Raw genomic sequence first — 16712 nt, 5'->3', positions numbered from 1 at the left:
GCTCACCGGGCGGAGCGCCTCTTGGCGCCAATCAAAGCCAAGATTTTGCATTTCACCCCTAAAGTCCCGGCCCAAACCGCCGTTATAACAAGGTAACGGCCAACGGCGCCGTTGCGGTAGGCCCATCTGCTGGGCCGTTAATTCGCTCGGTGGGCCCACCAAGGGAGCCCCTAACCGCTAGCAAGGAATCGTCTTATGTCCGTGATCAATACCAACATCACCTCCATGATTGGCCAGTCCAACCTGGGCAAGAGCCAGAACGCCCTGCAGACCAGCATGGAGCGTCTCTCCTCCGGCCTGCGCATCAACAGCGCCAAGGACGACGCCGCCGGTCAGGCCATCGCCAACCGCATGACCGCCCAGATCACCGGTCTCTCCCAGGCGCAGCGCAACGCCAACGACGGCATCTCCGTGGCCCAGACCGCCGAAGGCGCCCTGAACCAGATCAACGATAACGTCCAGCGTATCCGCGAGCTGACCGTTCAGGCCCAGAACGGCACCAACTCCGCCGATGACCTGCAGTCCATCCAGGACGAAATCGATCAGCGCACCGCCGAGATCGACCGCATCTCCAAGGAGACCAACTTCAACGGCGTCAATGTGCTGGCCGATAACCAGAGCATCGCCATCCAGGTGGGCGCCAACGACGGCGAGGCCATCAACGTTGGCCTGCGTGAGATCACCACCGAAACCCTCGGCCTGGAAGATCTGGATGTCAACGATCTGCCTCAGGTGCAGTCGGCTACCGATTTTGCGCAAGGTGAGGACGCTGGACTCACCTTTGGCGATGAGGAAGTAGCCGCTGGCACAGTAGTGAGTCTCGACGACACGAACTATCTCCGCACGACAAATGATGACGGTGATACGGTGTTCGTTGAGCTGGGCACTGTAGAGGTCAATGAAGACGGTGTAGTGACATTCGAAGACTTCGATGCTGCCCACATTAATGATGAAAACGAAGTCGTTGAGGACCCTTCTGCTGTAGGCCTGACGCCCCTTGCCGATATCGACGAAGCCCTGAAGGATATCGATAGCCTGCGCTCCGATCTGGGTGCCGTGCAGAACCGCTTCGAGGATGCCATCACCAACCTCGATACCAACGAGACCAACCTGGCCGCGGCCCGCTCGCGCATCGAGGATGCCGACTACGCCATGGAAGTGGCCGACATGACCCGCGCGCAGATCCTCCAGCAGGCCGGTACCTCCGTGCTGGCCCAGGCCAACCAGATCCCGCAGAACGTGCTCTCGCTGCTGGGCTAATTGACACGCTTGGCACCCTAAAGATTTGGCCGTGGCGGCCGATAGCATAGGTAACAGCATCGGTTGCCACCTGACTTTCTGAGACAAGGAGATCACCATGTCCGTGATCAATACCAACATCACCTCCATGATTGGCCAGTCCAACCTGGGCAAGAGCCAGAACGCCCTGCAGACCAGCATGGAGCGCCTCTCCTCAGGCCTGCGCATCAACAGCGCCAAGGACGACGCCGCCGGTCAGGCCATCGCCAACCGCATGACCGCCCAGATCACCGGCCTCTCCCAGGCGCAGCGCAACGCCAACGACGGCATCTCCGTGGCCCAGACCGCCGAAGGCGCCCTGAACCAGATCAACGATAACGTCCAGCGTATCCGCGAGCTGACCGTTCAGGCCCAGAACGGCACCAACTCCGCCGATGACCTGCAGTCCATTCAGGACGAGATCGATCAGCGCACCTCCGAGATCGACCGCATCTCCAAGGAGACCAACTTCAACGGCGTCAATGTGCTGGCCGACAACCAGAGCATCGCCATCCAGGTGGGGGCGAACGACGGCGAGGCCATCAACGTTGGCCTGCGTGAAATCACCAGCGAAACCCTGGAGATCGAAGACCTGGATGTCACCAACCTGCCGCAGATTCAGGTGGCCGGTGACTTCGAGGACGATGCCAATGGTGTCGGGACTTCCTTCGGTGGCTTGGACAACGACGGCCAGGTCGTCGCCATCAATGATGAGAATGGCGACGCCATGTACTATGAGCGCTATATTGATAGTGATGGCGATGTAGCCTTTGACGAGTTGGGTGACGCCGCTTCAGTTGCAGAAGATGGACAAGTCACTTTCACTGGCGATGGCGATATCACTGCAGTTGAAGATCTTGAGAAAACTCAGCTTGAGCCGCTGGCCAATATCGATGAGGCGCTGAAGGATATCGATAGCCTGCGCTCCGACCTGGGTGCCGTGCAGAACCGCTTCGAGGATGCTATCACCAACCTCGACACCAACGAGACCAACCTGGCCGCGGCCCGCTCGCGCATCGAGGATGCCGACTACGCCATGGAAGTGGCCGACATGACCCGTGCGCAGATCCTCCAGCAGGCGGGTACCTCGGTGCTGGCCCAGGCCAACCAGATCCCGCAGAACGTGCTCTCGCTGCTGGGTTAAATCTGGCGCTGATGCCAATGAGCTAACGCCGAACCGGCCCCTGACGGGGCCGGTTTTTTTCCACGCCAAGAAGGGGAAGCGCAATGGGGCGTCGTCAACAGAGAGTCAATGGCAGGTTGCCGGCAGCCAAGCGGCCAAATGCGGATGAGGTTAATCAGCTAGCCGCCAATGCTCGGCAGCTGATCTCGATGGAGCGTCATGAGCTGGCGGTCCAGGTAGTGCTTCAGTTGCAGCAGCTTGATCCCGGGCATGCAGAAGGGCTGCTGCTGCAGGGGGAGCTGGAGCTGGAAGCCGGGGAGATGACCAAGGCGCTACACTCCCTGATGGCGGCCAGCTACCAGTTGCCGGACTACCCCCGGGTCTACTGGCTATTGGCCAAGCTTCATGCCATGGGGCGGCAGGATCTTGGCGCTCTCAGCGCGCTGCTGCGCTATGTGTCGCTCAAGCCTTTCGACTCAAGGGCCATGCTCATTCTGTCGGCCCTCTATACGGAAGCCGGCCATATGGAGCAGGCCGGCTACTGGGTGCGCCGCGCACTTCGGGTCGAGCCGTTTCGATCCACAAGAAAGTTGCCTGATGGCCAACGCAAGATGCGTGTACTAGTGTTGATGACTGCTGAATCATCAGAGTGGCGTCTCAACCGAAAGACGTTTCAGGCGCATATGACCGAGGGTCATAATAATCTCAAGTCGCTCCTCGACAGTGAGAATATCGAGATCTGGACCGTGTTCGTGGACGCCGTGAACAGTACGCCCGAGGTGGCGAGAAAACTGCCAGAAGTTGAATTGATCTATAACGGAATCACGGATGCCGAGCGCTGTGCTGAAGCGCTGGCTCAGGCACATCGTCTCTGTGAGCGCCTTCAAGTTCCAGTCGTGAACGCTCCGCTGGAAGTCTTGGCGGCCTCGCGAGAGGGAAACCATGCCAGGTTTGTGGGAGCCAAGGGCATTGTGGTGCCCAAGAGCGTTAAGCTGGAAAATGTTAAAGACAGCTGCAGAGACGTGGTGGAAGAGGCCGCTCGTCGCGAAGCATTGTCTTTTCCACTGATCGTCCGGTTGGCTGGCTATCAGGGGGGCAAGTATATGCATCTGGTGCAGGAGCCGGCATCCCATGACTATTCAGAGCTGGATGCGCTCTTGGCACAAGGGCCCCAGACGCTATATCTGATTGAGTATCACGACGTCAGCTATCAGGATATGCGTTGCCCGGACGCTAGGCTATATCCCAAATATCGGGCCTTTATGGTCGGGCGAGATCTTTACCCATGCCACCTCTTCACTGGCGACAGCTTCAATGTTCACAAGAAAACCGCCGAGAAGATCATGCAGGATAACCCTTGGCTGGTTGATCTTGAGCGTGAGTATTGCCGTGACCCTATCAGTCACTTGGGGCAGGCGCACTGGCAGGCCTTGGCGGAGGCAATGCAAAGGCTTGGCCTGGATTATTGTGGCGTGGACTTTGCCCCATCGGTCGATGACCCTGATCGGCTTGTTATTTTCGAGATGAACCCCGCTATGCGCAACTGGGTAAATCACCTCCCTGAAGGTGATCATGTTCAGCAGGCATGGAAGAAAATCACCGAGAAGGTGCATGAGCATTTCTGTGAGCTGGGGGGGGTAACCCCTTGGAGCTTCAACCTCCCGAAAGGAACGGCGCCGTCGCTTTCTGATGACGATATACTGACGCTTCGCTTGCTGATCAGCGGCCAGGTGCAGGGGGTTGGCTACCGGCGTTGGTTTGCCGATCAGCTCAGTGACAGAGGCATATCGGGCTGGGTACGTAACCGCGATGATGGCAGCGTCGAGGCCGTGGTGCATGGCAGGCTGGCCGACCTGCAGCCCCTGTGCGATGAGGTGCCCAAGGGCCCTGAAGGAGCAGATGTGACCGGCTTCGATGCCAAGCCCTGGGATGGCGAGGTGCCCCGGGAAGTGGAAATTTGCTAGGCGCCATGCCGATTATGCGGGCCAGGCAAGAAAAGTGGGCCGGCAGGGCTAAAGCTCTGCCGGCCCAGGCCGATAACCTGAATGAGCGCTGTGAGGCTCATGACCCGTTATCACATGAGAGACCATCGACATGTCCGTGATCAACACCAACATCACCTCCATGATTGGCCAGTCCAACCTGGGCAAGAGCCAGAACGCCCTGCAGACCAGCATGGAGCGCCTCTCCTCCGGCCTGCGCATCAACAGCGCCAAGGACGACGCCGCCGGTCAGGCCATCGCCAACCGCATGACCGCCCAGATTACCGGCCTCAATCAGGCTCAGCGCAACGCCAACGACGGCATCTCCGTGGCACAGACCGCTGAAGGCGCCCTCAACCAGATCAACGACAACGTCCAGCGCATCCGCGAGCTGACCGTTCAGGCCCAGAACGGCACCAATTCCGCCGATGACCTGCAGTCCATTCAGGACGAGATCGATCAGCGCACCGCCGAGATCGACCGCATCTCCAAGGAGACCAACTTCAACGGCGTCAATGTGCTGGCTGACAATCAGAGCATCGCCATCCAGGTGGGCGCCAACGACGGCGAGGCCATCAACGTTGGCCTGCGCGAGATCACCTCCGAGACGCTGGGTCTCGCTGATCTGGATGTCAAAGAACTACCGCGCATTGTCACGGCTTCTGATGTTCATGATGATGGCGTTTCATTTGCCGATGGCACCAACACCATCGTGCAGCTGGGGGAGGATCACTACTCCCTCGACGAGGAAACTGGCGTTTACACTGCAGTGACCGCGTTTACTGAAAACGACGGTGAAGTTACCCCTACTCTCGGTGCTGTGCTTGATCCAGATACCCCTGCCGATGCCGATGTCCTGGCCAAGCTGCAGCCGCTGGACACCCTCGATGAAGCCCTGAAGGATATCGATAGCCTGCGCTCTGACCTCGGTGCCGTGCAGAACCGCTTCGAGGATGCCATCACCAACCTCGACACCAACAGCACCAACCTGTCTGCCGCCCGTTCGCGCATCGAAGATGCCGACTACGCCATGGAAGTGGCCAACATGACCCGCGCGCAGATCCTGCAGCAGGCCGGTACTTCTGTCCTCGCTCAGGCCAACCAGATCCCGCAGAACGTTCTGTCTCTGCTGGGCTAAGGTAAGGCTTGGCCGAAAAGCTGAAGTGGTAAGTAATGACGGGGCCGAAAGGCCCCGTTTTTTTATATTTCATGAGGTGTTTCTGTATGTCTCCAGAAAAAGAAAAAAGAATGTTAGAGCTTATGGGTCGATATGAAAGAAATATGCGTGAAATAAAAGAACGTATGAGCATTATTCAAGCCATGGAGGTGAGTCATAGCAAACAAAAGCTTTTTACAGGGCTTATAGAAATAGATATTGATTTGCTTTATCTCCAGCTAAGAAAAATAAACGAAGTTATAATGTTTGGCTGTGTTATTGCTAGCGAAGCCGCAGAAGAAAAGCTGAATTCTGATTTGAGAAGAGGGTGGAAGCTATGCAAAATCAAGAAAAGCCTAGAAAAAATAAATCAAAACTATTTTCCCTACCCTGTCAGGATAATAAGTACAGGTGTGGGAGGGTTTGAGGTTGAGAAATACGATAAAAATAACCGTGTATACTTAACAGAAGATGAGCTTTTTGAGATATATAATGATGCGGGTGATTATGTTCATGCTAAGAGGGGTTATCAGTACGGGTCACAAAAAGAGCGCCTTAGAGTATTGCGTAAAGGGTTTGAGCATGCCTCTAAAATCACTCGGCTTCTTAGTCATCATTGGCTCCCCGTCAATGATTCAATGGAGTTTGCAGTGATAATGGAGTATGGAGATAGAAAAGATATTCAAGTAATATTGATGGAAAGAGAAGATAAATAAAGGACACCGACTTATTTGGGCTCTTCGGCGCTGGGTGTGGAATTCACCTAGAAAACAGAACAGCGAAAACAGGACACCCACTTATTTGACAGGCCGCCTCGGCAGGCTACCTTGAGATCAAGCCCTGCCACGGACACCACCATGACTGAGCCCCGTGCCGCCCTCGTCTCGCTGGATGCCACGCCCTGGTATCACCTCGTCAATCGCTGCGTGCGCCGGGCCTTCTTGTGTGGCAGCGATGCTGCCCTATACGTCAACGTAGTTGTCACCTAAACGGATTGAGAGGTGATCAACGTGCGTTACCCCGCAGAGCGTAAGGAAGCCATCCTCAAGAAGATGGCGCCGCCCATGAGCATGACCATCCCGGAACTGGCCGAGCAGGAAGGCATCACAGCGACAACCCTCTACAATTGGCGGAAACAGGCCAGAGCACGAGGACAGGTTTTGCCATCACGTTCCACCCAGCCCGATCAGTGGACCAGCCAGGAGAAGTTCCAGATCGTCCTGGAGACGGCCCCGATGAACGAGGCCGAACTCAGCGCCTATTGCCGCGAGCGTGGGCTCTACCCCGAGCAGGTGGAGGCTTGGCGGGATGCCTGCATGAACGCCAACGACGATGCGGCAGCGCAGGCCAAGCAGCTTCGACAGACGCGTAAGGCGGAGCAGAAGCGGCTCCGCAAGTTGGAGCGCGAGCTGCATCGCAAGGACAAGGCCCTCGCCGAGACGGCGGCGTTGCTGGCCCTGTCAAAAAAGGCAGAGGCGATCTGGGGCACGACCAACGACGAGGACGACTGACCAGCCTCCCGGATCGCCAGCGCATTGTGACCCTGGTGCAAGACGCCCAGCGTGACGGTGCTCGGCTGGCCAAGGCCTGTCAGGTGATGGGCATCAATGTGCGGACCTACTACCGCTGGGTCGCGGAAGGCGAGGTGACGGCGGATCGCCGTCCCGATGCCGATCGCCCGGAACCAGCCAACAAGCTGTCGCCTGAGGAGCGAGAGGCGATCGTGGCGCTGTGCAACGCCCCGGAGTATCGGAGTCGCCCTCCGGCCTTCATTGTGGCCGATCAGGCGGACAAAGGCTGCTACCTGGCCTCTGAGTCGACGATGTATCGAGTGCTTCATGAATACGACCAACAACACCACCGGGGCCGACAGCAGGCCCCGCAGCGCAAGCGCTCTCCGACTACGCACCAAGCCACGGCCCCAAACCGGCTTTGGTGCTGGGATATCAGCTGGTTGCCGGGCCCAGCACGCGGTACCTGGTGGTACCTGTACCTGATCATGGATGTCTTCAGCCGCAAGATCGTTGTGCACGAGGTCTACGAGACGGAAACCGGAGAGCTGGCCGCGGAGCTGATCAAGAAGGCCTGCTGGCGAGAGCACCTCACTGATCGTCACAAGCCCTTGATTCTGCACTCAGATAACGGCAGCCCGATGAAAGCGGCGACCTTCCTGGAGAAGCTCTACGATCTGGGCATCACCCCGTCGTATAGCCGGCCAAGGGTCAGCAACGACAATGCCTTCGCCGAGTCGGCCTTCAAGACGCTGAAGTACCGGCCGGGCTTTCCCGTCGACGGCTTCGCGACACTGACCGAAGCCCAGGAGTGGGTCCAGCAATTCACCGAGTGGTACAACCACGAACACCGGCACAGCGCCCTTCGCTACGTCACGCCGAGCCAGCGTCATAACGGTGAGGCCAAAGCCATCCTGGCGCAGCGCCGGGAGGTCTTCGAGGCAGCGAAGCAGCGTCACCCAGAGCGTTGGTCGGGTGACATTCGAAACCTCAGCCTGCCAGAGGTAGTGCATCTGAATCCCGAGAGGGATCCGGTGCCGCAGGCAGCAGGATTTTAAAGAGCCAGAACCATTTCATGTGTCATCTATGTTGACAGGCTCCGGCTGCAAGCGGCCAGTGCTTTGAGCATCGCCGCGGCTGGATCGCTGACCAGCTCCACCAGCTGGCTGGGGTGTTCGCCATCGACGTGGCGGCTTACGCGGTGATGAGCAACCACTACCACTTGTTGGTGCGGGTGGATCCCGAGTTCGACAGTTAGAAGCGTAAACTACTGATTAGCCTGGAAACACGCTTTCAAAATTGGCACTACAAGCGGGATGCGGCAGGTGCCGGCAGGCCAATCGCTTCGAAGAGGTCGCGTTGCTCAGGCTTCAGCTTGGTCAGGCCGCTCGCCGTCTCACGACGGTGAAGCAGGACCTGGTGGAACTGGATCTTGCGGGCCATTTCCAGTGCCCGCGTCGGCGACAGCGGATGATTGCTGGCCTTCAGCCGCAGCCTCAGCACCCGGTAAAGCACCAGGGCAAGGAAACAGATCAAGGCATGGACGCGGATGCGATCCGGCAACCGGTGGTAGACCGGCGCGATCTCGATGTCGCTCTTCAGCACCCGGAAACCGCGCTCGATATCGGCCAGTGCCCGGTAGCGCTCCACGATCTGCTCGGGCTCATGGTCGGCCATGTTGGTGACCAGCAGCAGCTTGCCATCCAGCATCCGGGCGCGATCGAGGGCTCGCTGATCGAGCACATAGTTGAACGTCTCGGCGGTCAGATCGACTTTGAGAATATGGCCGAGATGGGCGTCAGTGACGGCCTTGTAGAATCTTGCCGTCACCCCGGCATCGGAGAGCTTTCTACCACGATAGCGGCGACCGGCATCCTGGTTGTCCAGCTTCTCGAACCACTGGCGAGCGTCGGCCTGGAGCGCCTCGATCTTCTGATCGCGCGCAGCCGTCTGCACCTTGGCCACTTCGGGCCGGTGCGCCACGATCAACCGATGATCCTGCCATGCTATCTCGCCGTAGGCTTCGCTATCGGCATCCTGGCAGTGCGTTTGATGGAACGCCTTCAACAGGTCATCGAATTCGCCGTAACGGCGACCCGGCACCGCCAGGATGAATTCGAGGGGGCGCCCCTCAATCCTCACGGCGGACAGGGCTTCCAGGTTGTCGAGGGAGAGCAGCCCCCGGTCCGCCACCAGCACGACGCGCCGCACGTTGAAGCGCTTGGTTACGGTCTCGATGGTTGGCAGCAGCGTCTTGGTTTCCGCCGTATTGCCATCGAAGACTTCATGGTGGATGGGCAGGCCTTCCGCCGTCTGCACGACGCCCAGCATGAACTGTCGGGCGATCCCGCCCTCCTTCGAAGGGCCGTAATGACGGACGTCACTGTCGAGCGAGGTCTTGCCCTCTGCCCGGATCGTGGTGAGGTCATAGAAGACGATCGACAGCTCTTGATCGATTAGCGGCTTGAGCTGTTGTGCCAGCACGTCATTGAGGGCTTCGCTGCAATCCGAGAGGGTGTCCATGGTGCGCAGCAGGTGCTGATGACGGATCGAGGCCGTGTCGACATCAGGCACCAAGACATCCTCCAACCAGCGGAGTACGCCGAGCTTGGATTCCGGGTCACAGAGGCGGTTGAACACCATGATCCGCAGCAGCCGCTCGGCATCGAACTGGCGCTTGCTGCGCAAGACACGCCGGAAGGCGTCATCCAGGCCAAGCTCTTTCCAGAGTGACGTCAGCAGCCAGGTATCGCCAACCGAACGCGCCGGCGCGAAGTCAGTCTCGCCGGTGCCTTCTTCGAGCGTCGGCTGGCCGGAGACGCGCAGCAGGCCATTGATCAGCGCGCTGGATTCCCCGGCGGTGACGGCCTCCAGGCGTCCCAGCGTGGCGATCACGCGTTGGCGCGGCTTGCCGGCCTCGTCACGGTAGGACTCGACAAGCTTCACGTAGCGGCGCGGGCCGGATTTGGTGACTTTGACGAACATGTCATCACGATAGACCGGACAAACCACGGATGGCAAGCCACCATGAGAAAAACGTGTCACTACAAGGAATTCGAATGGATTTTGCTAAGCCACTGATTTTTCAGAGCGCGGACACCGATTTCAGGCCAAAACCGGGCTGAAAGTGTCGAAGTCGGGGTGGATGTACCGCGGGCGGCGGAGTGGCCGGAGCGACGACGAAGTGCTGCGGCGCTGGACGTCGCTGTTCACCGGGCCGCTGCTGGTGCGGCAGTACCTGGAGCGCGGTGGGGAAGGGCTCGCACCCGGCGTGAGTCAGGCCGTGGCGCAGTGGGCGGCGACCTATCGAGAGCGGCTGGCGGATGTCTCCTGGTTCATGCGGGTGCTAAACGAGTCCATCGCCCGCCAGGCCAACGCCGAGGATGGTGTGAAAGGGCGCTTCTGGGAGGGGCGCTTCAAGAGCCAGGCGCTGCTCGACGAGGCGGCGATCCTCAGCGCCATGGCCTATGTCGACTTGAACCCGATTCGCGCCGGTATCGCCGAAACGCCGGAGACCAGCGAACACACCTCGGTAGCCGAGCGTGTCGCCGCGCTGGCGCCAGAGGCAGAGCATGTGGCGCCGGCGGGAGGGGATGAGGCGGCACCGCCCGCGCCAGCCAACGTGCCGGCCTGGTGCGCGTCACTGCCGCTTCAGCCCTTGATGCTCTTCGATGCCACGGCGCGGCTGCCCAATGCGATTCCGTTCAGCTTCGATCGATCTCGAAGGGCAGTCTCGAGCTGGTCGAGACCACCGGCCGCTGCCAGCGCTCGGACAAGCGCGGCGCCATCGCCGAGCGGGCACCCAGGCTGCTGGAGCGCTTGGGCATCGAACCGGAGGCCTTTATCGCTGCCTCCACCACGCTGCTGAAGCGCTTCGGCAGCGCCGTGGGTACGCCGGCCAGCCTCACCGCCCGCTGCGCCGCCCGCCAGGCGCGGCATCTGAGAGGCATGCGCGCGGCGCGTGAGGTGTTCGAGCGTCGGGTGGCGTGATCGGGGCGTGCGAGGGTGCGAAGCCGGCCATGGTACACTGCCGGCAACGGACGGGAGTGGCGCATGAACGAATTACTCGACCCCACCAACGATTATGTCTTCAAACGTCTGTTTGCTAAGGCGCCCGATCTGTTGGTGGATCTGATCAACGACCTGCGACCGGATCTGCCTGACATTGCGTCCGTCGAGGTGCTCAACCCGAATATCGAGCCAAGTGAGCTTACTGGCAAATACATCATCCTGGATGTACTGGCTCGTGATGGGGAAGGGCACTGCTACAATGTCGAGATTCAGGTACGTCGCTACGGGGCCTGGCACAAGCGCGGGCTCTTTTATTTGGCGCGCACGCTGGGTTTGCAGCTTGGCACCGGCGAGGACTACCAGGAACTGCGCGCCTCGGTGGGGCTTCACTTGCTGGACTTCGATTTGTTCACGGCGACCGATGCCGAGCGTCAGCAAGCTATCTGGCGATTCGAGATGCGTGATGAATGCCAGCCTGAGGTGTCGCTGGGGAACATCCTGCAGATGAACCTGATCGAATTGAACAAGGCGGATCGCCTGGGATTGCCAGAAGGCCCGTTACGCGCCTGGATCACTTTCTTCACGCACTGGCAGGAGGAATTCACCATGGCCAAGGTTGCCCACGAACCGGTAAAACGAGCCATGAGCCGCATCCGTGAACTCAGTGCGGATGAGGAAGCTCGCAGACTGGCCTTTGTGCGGGAGCGCGCGCTGCGGGATGAGGTGTCGCTGCTCAACGAAGCCAAGCGGGAAGGCCTGGAAGAGGGTGAGAAGCTTGGCCGCGAGAAAGGCGAGCATAGGCGGGCTGAACAAATCGCTTGCAACTTGATCGCCCGAACTGAAATGGACGACAGCATGATCGCCGAAATTGCCGGGCTTTCGGCTGAGGAAGTGGCCCGGCTGCGTGCCGAGGCTCAGCACTGACGCTCTTGGCTGGATCGCTGACCAGCTCCACCAGCTGGCCGGGGTGTTCGCCATCGACGTGGCGGCCTACGCGGTGATGAGCAACCACTACCACTTGGTGGTGCGGGTGGATGCACCTCGGGCAGCGGAGTGGAGCAACGACGAAGTGCTGCAGCGCTGGACGTCGCTGTTCACCGGGCCGCTGCTGGTGCGGCAGTACCTGGAGCGCGGTGGGGAAGGGCTCGCACCCGGCGCGGGAGGTGTTCGAGCGGCGGGTGGCGTGATCGGGGCGTGGGGATCCCTCAGGGACAGGCCCTCATTTTTTCAAGTGGTAAGCGGAGAGGGCATGACGCCGGATGAACACCAGTAAGTTGCCGATCGGCTTCAAGATGTCATTGACGACACCCAACTGACTATCGAGCGCTTCGAGGCTACCGGCATGGCGACCGAGATGCCGGAAGATTCTGATAAGCTGCTGGCGATTCTGGATGACGCCGTTAAGCAGCAGCGGGAGCATACAATGGGGATGTTGGGCTGAAACCCGATCTGCTGGCGTGCGCAAGGCCCTGCGAGCCAGCTGTCTATGCCGGAAAGTGCCCTAGGCTTTGTCCGAAAAGTCGGCGAGCGAAGGCCAGACAAGGCAAAAATCGGCGAAAAGACGGAGTTTACGGGGTGTAAATGAGTACTTTGAGCCGATTTTTAACGCCGTATGGTCGAGCGCAGCCAGTTTTCAGACAGAGCCTAGGAAAACGAGCGAATTGCCGCGTTAGCGTTATTGTGCGTGGCGTTCAAGTTCGTGCAGGGCGGCGCGGGCGAGAAAGCCGGAGCGGCTCTTGAACTCACTATGGCGCTCGACCGCGCTATCGATACGTTTGATGAGCAGGTCGGGCAGTGTGACGTTGACCTTGTGGCTCTTTCCCAGATAGGGGGTCATGTCGATCTCGACGGCTGCCCATACCCAGCCGGCATAGTCGGGATTCGCCAAGTGCTGCTCGATGGCGCTGGCCGAGGGGATGGGGTCGCCGTGCTCAGCCAGGCTCTCGAGATGCCCCTCGATGGCCTCGCGGGCGTTGGCTATCGCCTCGTCGAAGGTGTCACCGGCCGAGAAGCAACCCGGCAGGTCGGGCACAGCCACGCCATAAGCATGCTGGTCATCACCTACCTCGATGGCAATGGGATAGTACATGGCATTTCTCCTGTGGGGAGCCGGTGTGATCGGTTTCATTTGAGGCCGGCTTGCTTCCTGATGCCCTGTATCAAGCCCTTCTTTAGATCCTTTTTCGGGTGAGGCACTGTGATGGTGCCGGGCTTGGCGGGGTGCCTGAAGTGATGGTGGCTGCCCTTGATACGATCCAGCGCCCAGCCATCCGCTTCGAGCTCCTTGATCAGTTCGCTGCTCTTCACCCCCGACTCCATGTCGTCTCATGTGAGGGTTATAGTAACCCCGTAAAAATAGATCCGTCAAAGCTAACAAAAGAGAAAAGAGAGGAAAGAGAGGACACCCACTTATTTGACCCCGGCTTATTCATGAGGGCAGCCTGAAAACGAAAATAGCGGATGGTATTCTCTTGAGAAATCAGAACGTTCCGGCAAGAACCTGATTCCAGAGGACCATCCGCTATGGGTGAAAGCCTATCCACCTGGACGCCCTCGTGCAACGGCTCTGTCCGAGTCGAGCTGAGCAGCCACCGTACCACCAGCGACAGCGGCGCACTGCTGCTGCGCGAAGCCCTCGACAGCAGCGGCGTGATCGAGGCGCTCGAAGACAACCTGGTCGATCCGCGCCATCCGCTGCGCATTCGCCACTCGCTGGCCAGCCAGATACGCACCTTGGTGCTACAGCGGGCGATGGGCTGGATCGATCTCAGCGATACCGACACGCTGCGCCGTGATCCGCTCTGGCAGTTGGCCTGCAGTGATGCGCGCGGGCTGACGCCGTTGGCACAGGACCAGCCCTCTCAAGCGACGCTGTCCAGGCTGCTCACCTGCCTGGGTCACGATGACAACATCGATGCCGTGCACGAGGGTCTGCTGCGGCTGGTGGTCTGGCGCCTGACAGCGCTAAAGAACGGCGAACGTCCCAAGCAGCTGACGCTGGACATCGACGGCCTGCCGATCGAGGTTCACGGCCATCAGGGCGGTTCGGCCTATCATGGCCTGTATGGCGCACGGATCTATTCGCCGCTGGTCGCCTCGCTGGCCGAAACCGGCGACATGGTGGGTGGCCTGCTGCGCGAGGGCAACGCCGGCCCGGCAGAGAATGCTGACACCTGGATCCCCCATCTGGTGAAGCGGCTCAACGAGAGCACCGGTGCCCAGGTTCGAGTGCGCATCGATGCCGGATTCACCGACAACGACACGCTGGAGGCGCTGGAAGCGCGCGACATCGAGTATCTGGGCCGGTTACGCAGTCACAAGGGCCTTCAAAAACTGGCGGCGCCCTACCTGAAGCGGCCCCGCGGCCGACCGCCTGAACAGCCTCGAGAATGGTGCCATGACCTTGAGTACCAAGCCGGTTCCTGGCCAGCACCACGGCGCGTGGTGCTGGTCGTGCAGGAGCGCCCCGATGACCTGCTGCTGCATGCCTTCTTCCTGATCACCAACCTCGGCAAGTTCGACTGGCCACCGGAGAAGGTCTTGGCGCTCTATCGCAAGCGCGGGAGCGCCGAGGCCCATATGGGCGAGGTGAAGTCAGCGCTGAATGTGCACCTGTCGTCGACGGATCGCGGCGCCTCCACGGTCCAGGACGTCATGGCCCGCAACGAGGTGAGCCTGCTGCTGAGCCTCTACGCGTATCAGGTCCTGCATGGCCTGCGCTGCTTGCTGGTGCGCCAGACCCGGCAGGGCTGGAGTCTGAGCCGGATGCGCGAGCAGGTACTCAAGGTCGCTGGCACGCTGAAGCTGCACGCCCGGCGCATCACTGTTCACCTCGGCGATGCGGCTGACAAATGGTGGCCTGCCTTGCTGAAGGGGCTGCCGAAGCTGACCGCGCTGAGCTGACTTGTCGGCAATACCACCACCGATCCCTGCGCCAGGCAGCCCCACTTCGGCTGACGGTGACGGCTGCACGGATGACGGCAGCCCATTCCTGAAAGCTATAAATATAACAACAGGGTGCGCTGTTTTTGCATATGGAAGCGGGTTCTCACGCTGCCAACGCGGTGTCAGTGGGTCGGTGATGGCAACAAGGGCCGACAACCCACTCAGCCAGCGCCCTCATGAATAAGCCGGGTTGACAGGAGACCGGCGAACACACCTCGGTAGCCGAGCGCATCGCCGCGCTGGGGCCGGAGGCCGAGCACACCGGACCGGCGGAAGAGGGCGAGGCGGCACCGCCCGCGGCTGCTAGCGTGCCGGCCTGGTGCGATGTCCTTCCATTCCAGCCGCTGATGCCCTTCGATGCCACGGCGCGGCTGCCCAATGCGATTCCGTTCAGCTTCGATCGATCTCGAAGGGCAGTCTCGAGCTGGTCGAGACCACCGGCCGCTGCCAGCGCCCGGACAAGCGCGGTGCCATCGCCGAGCGGGCACCCAAGCTGCTGGAGCGCTTGGGCATCGAGCCAGAAGCCTTTATCGCTGCCTCCACCACGCTGCTCAAGCGCTTCGGCAGCGCCGTGGGCACGCCGGCCAGCCTCACCGCCCGCTGCGCCGCCCGTCAGGCGCGGCACCTGAGAGGCATGCGAGCGGCGCGGGAGGTGTTCGAGAGGCGGGTGGCGTGATCGGGGCGTGCGAGGGTGCGAAGCCGGCCATGGTACACTGCCGGCAACGGACAGGAGGTCACATGTGCGAAACGGACGCTGCCCGAGCTACCGACCACGACAGCCCGTGGAAGATGGCGTTGGACGCCTACTTTAAGGAGTTCCTTGATCTGCTGTTCCCGGAGATCCATGAGCAGGTGGATTGGAGCCAAGGTTACAGCTTCCTCGATAAGGAACTGCAGCAGGTCACACCGGATGCCAACAGCGGCCGGCGCTACGCTGACAAGCTGATCAAGGTCTACGCCCGCGACGGTAGCGAGACCTGGGTGCTGATCCACGTCGAAGTGCAGGGCGAGCCAGAAGAGACCTTTGCCGAGCGCATGTACACCTACCAGTACCGGCTGCGGGACCGCTACGGGGTGGACGTGGTGAGCCTGGCGGTGCTGGCCGATACCCGCGACAGCTTCCGGCCCACGAGCTTTCGCTATCAGCGCTGGGGATGCGCGCTGACCTTTGCTTTCCCCGCGGCTAAACTGATTGACTGGGAAGCCCGCTGGGCTGAGCTGGAGGTCAGCAGCAACGTCTTCGCGCTGGTGGTGATGGCTCAGATCCACGCCAAGCGGATCAAGGACGACGCCACGCGCAAGGATGTCAAGATTGCACTGATTCGGCTGCTCTATGAACGAGGCTACAGCCGCGAGCAGGTCGTGCTGCTGTTCAACATCATCGATTGGATGCTCCAACTGCCCCGTGCTCTGGAACCCGAGTTTGCCCAGGCGGTCCATGCCATACAGGAGGAAAAGCACATGCCTTACGTGAATACGATTGAGCGCCTGGCATTAGAGAAAGGGCGTCAGGAAGGGCGTCAGGAGGGCGAGCAACTGCGTGCCGAACAGACTGCCCGTAATCTGATCAAGTTGGGTGTGCTCAGCGATGAGCAGATCGCCGAGGCCACCGGCCTGGCGGTGACTGATGTCCGTGTGCTGCGCGTTGAGGATAAGCACTGATCCTTCCCTTTATTCACGGCGATCGAAGCCGAGCGTCAGCAAGC

The 16712-nt window shown here is 60.2% G+C and carries 17 protein-coding genes; 14 read left to right on the top strand and 3 right to left on the bottom strand.

Annotated features, from left to right (window positions below; translation table 11 throughout):
* The first annotated feature begins 195 nt into the window (after positions 1 to 195).
* The 7 genes from ACZIYR_RS10695 to ACZIYR_RS10665 all read left to right on the top strand — a co-directional run bounded on the left by ACZIYR_RS10695 (position 196) and on the right by ACZIYR_RS10665 (position 8108).
* Complete coding sequence (locus tag ACZIYR_RS10695) at positions 196 to 1260, top strand: FliC/FljB family flagellin (protein WP_483526674.1); 1065 nt, start codon at positions 196 to 198, stop codon at positions 1258 to 1260.
* A gap of 97 nt (positions 1261 to 1357) precedes the next feature.
* Positions 1358 to 2422, top strand: a complete 1065-nt coding sequence (locus ACZIYR_RS10690; protein WP_483526673.1) for a FliC/FljB family flagellin — start codon at positions 1358 to 1360, stop codon at positions 2420 to 2422.
* 83 nt (positions 2423 to 2505) lie between these two features.
* Positions 2506 to 4365, top strand: a complete 1860-nt coding sequence (locus ACZIYR_RS10685) for an acylphosphatase (protein WP_483526672.1) — start codon at positions 2506 to 2508, stop codon at positions 4363 to 4365.
* Positions 4366 to 4495: 130 nt separating this feature from the next.
* Positions 4496 to 5521: a flagellin N-terminal helical domain-containing protein gene (locus tag ACZIYR_RS10680; RefSeq protein WP_483526671.1), complete on the top strand. Its 1026-nt coding sequence runs from the start codon at positions 4496 to 4498 to the stop codon at positions 5519 to 5521.
* A gap of 86 nt (positions 5522 to 5607) precedes the next feature.
* A complete protein-coding gene (locus ACZIYR_RS10675; RefSeq protein WP_483526670.1) occupies positions 5608 to 6255 on the top strand; it encodes a hypothetical protein in 648 nt (215 codons plus the stop codon).
* A gap of 141 nt (positions 6256 to 6396) precedes the next feature.
* Entirely contained in the window at positions 6397 to 6528 is a 132-nt protein-coding gene (locus ACZIYR_RS10670) for a hypothetical protein (protein ID WP_483526669.1), read from the top strand.
* A 63-nt stretch (positions 6529 to 6591) separates the two neighbouring features.
* Positions 6592 to 8108 (top strand): IS3 family transposase gene (locus tag ACZIYR_RS10665; protein WP_483529070.1). Its coding sequence is split into 2 segments (ribosomal slippage): positions 6592 to 7026 and positions 7029 to 8108, totalling 1515 coding nucleotides; the frame shifts between segments, so codons are not numbered across the junction.
* Positions 8109 to 8355: 247 nt separating this feature from the next.
* Here ACZIYR_RS10665 and ACZIYR_RS10660 read toward each other — a convergent pair.
* Entirely contained in the window at positions 8356 to 10035 is a 1680-nt protein-coding gene (locus tag ACZIYR_RS10660) for an IS1634 family transposase (RefSeq protein ID WP_483526668.1), read from the bottom strand.
* Positions 10036 to 10234: 199 nt separating this feature from the next.
* On the opposite strand from ACZIYR_RS10660, the gene ACZIYR_RS10655 reads away from it, so the two are divergent.
* The 4 genes from ACZIYR_RS10655 (at position 10235) to ACZIYR_RS10640 (ending at position 12334) form a co-directional block, all read left to right on the top strand.
* Positions 10235 to 10918, top strand: a complete 684-nt coding sequence (locus ACZIYR_RS10655; protein WP_483526667.1) for a transposase — start codon at positions 10235 to 10237, stop codon at positions 10916 to 10918.
* Complete coding sequence (locus tag ACZIYR_RS10650; protein ID WP_483526666.1) at positions 10870 to 11040, top strand: hypothetical protein; 171 nt, start codon at positions 10870 to 10872, stop codon at positions 11038 to 11040. Before ACZIYR_RS10655 ends, ACZIYR_RS10650 begins: the two co-directional genes overlap by 49 nt.
* Positions 11041 to 11103: 63 nt before the next feature.
* Positions 11104 to 11985: an Rpn family recombination-promoting nuclease/putative transposase gene (locus ACZIYR_RS10645; RefSeq protein WP_483526665.1), complete on the top strand. Its 882-nt coding sequence runs from the start codon at positions 11104 to 11106 to the stop codon at positions 11983 to 11985.
* Positions 11966 to 12334 carry a hypothetical protein gene (locus ACZIYR_RS10640; RefSeq protein ID WP_483526664.1) on the top strand — a complete coding sequence of 123 codons (369 nt, stop codon included), beginning with the start codon at positions 11966 to 11968 and terminating at the stop codon, positions 12332 to 12334. Before ACZIYR_RS10645 ends, ACZIYR_RS10640 begins: the two co-directional genes overlap by 20 nt.
* 402 nt (positions 12335 to 12736) lie before the next feature.
* On the opposite strand, the gene ACZIYR_RS10635 is transcribed toward ACZIYR_RS10640, so the two are convergent.
* Positions 12737 to 13150, bottom strand: coding sequence for a type II toxin-antitoxin system HicB family antitoxin (locus ACZIYR_RS10635; RefSeq protein WP_473033749.1), 414 nt, complete (start codon positions 13148 to 13150; stop codon positions 12737 to 12739).
* A gap of 35 nt (positions 13151 to 13185) precedes the next feature.
* Positions 13186 to 13368 (bottom strand): type II toxin-antitoxin system HicA family toxin, encoded by a 183-nt coding sequence (locus ACZIYR_RS10630; protein ID WP_473033748.1) that lies wholly within the window; start codon positions 13366 to 13368, stop codon positions 13186 to 13188.
* A gap of 216 nt (positions 13369 to 13584) precedes the next feature.
* On the opposite strand from ACZIYR_RS10630, the gene ACZIYR_RS10625 reads away from it, so the two are divergent.
* The 3 genes from ACZIYR_RS10625 to ACZIYR_RS10615 all read left to right on the top strand — a co-directional run bounded on the left by ACZIYR_RS10625 (position 13585) and on the right by ACZIYR_RS10615 (position 16668).
* Positions 13585 to 14964 carry an IS1380 family transposase gene (locus ACZIYR_RS10625; RefSeq protein WP_483526663.1) on the top strand — a complete coding sequence of 460 codons (1380 nt, stop codon included), beginning with the start codon at positions 13585 to 13587 and terminating at the stop codon, positions 14962 to 14964.
* Between the two features lie 361 nt (positions 14965 to 15325).
* On the top strand, positions 15326 to 15682 hold the full coding sequence (locus ACZIYR_RS10620) for a hypothetical protein (protein WP_483526662.1): 357 nt from the start codon (positions 15326 to 15328) through the stop codon (positions 15680 to 15682).
* Positions 15683 to 15744: 62 nt separating this feature from the next.
* Positions 15745 to 16668, top strand: coding sequence for an Rpn family recombination-promoting nuclease/putative transposase (locus ACZIYR_RS10615; protein ID WP_483526661.1), 924 nt, complete (start codon positions 15745 to 15747; stop codon positions 16666 to 16668).
* Positions 16669 to 16712 lie beyond the last annotated feature (44 nt).

It is taken from the genome of Billgrantia sp. NRB1, assembly GCF_056921725.1.
Note: the sequence above shows the minus strand (reverse complement) of the source record. Positions and strands in the feature narration are given on the sequence as shown.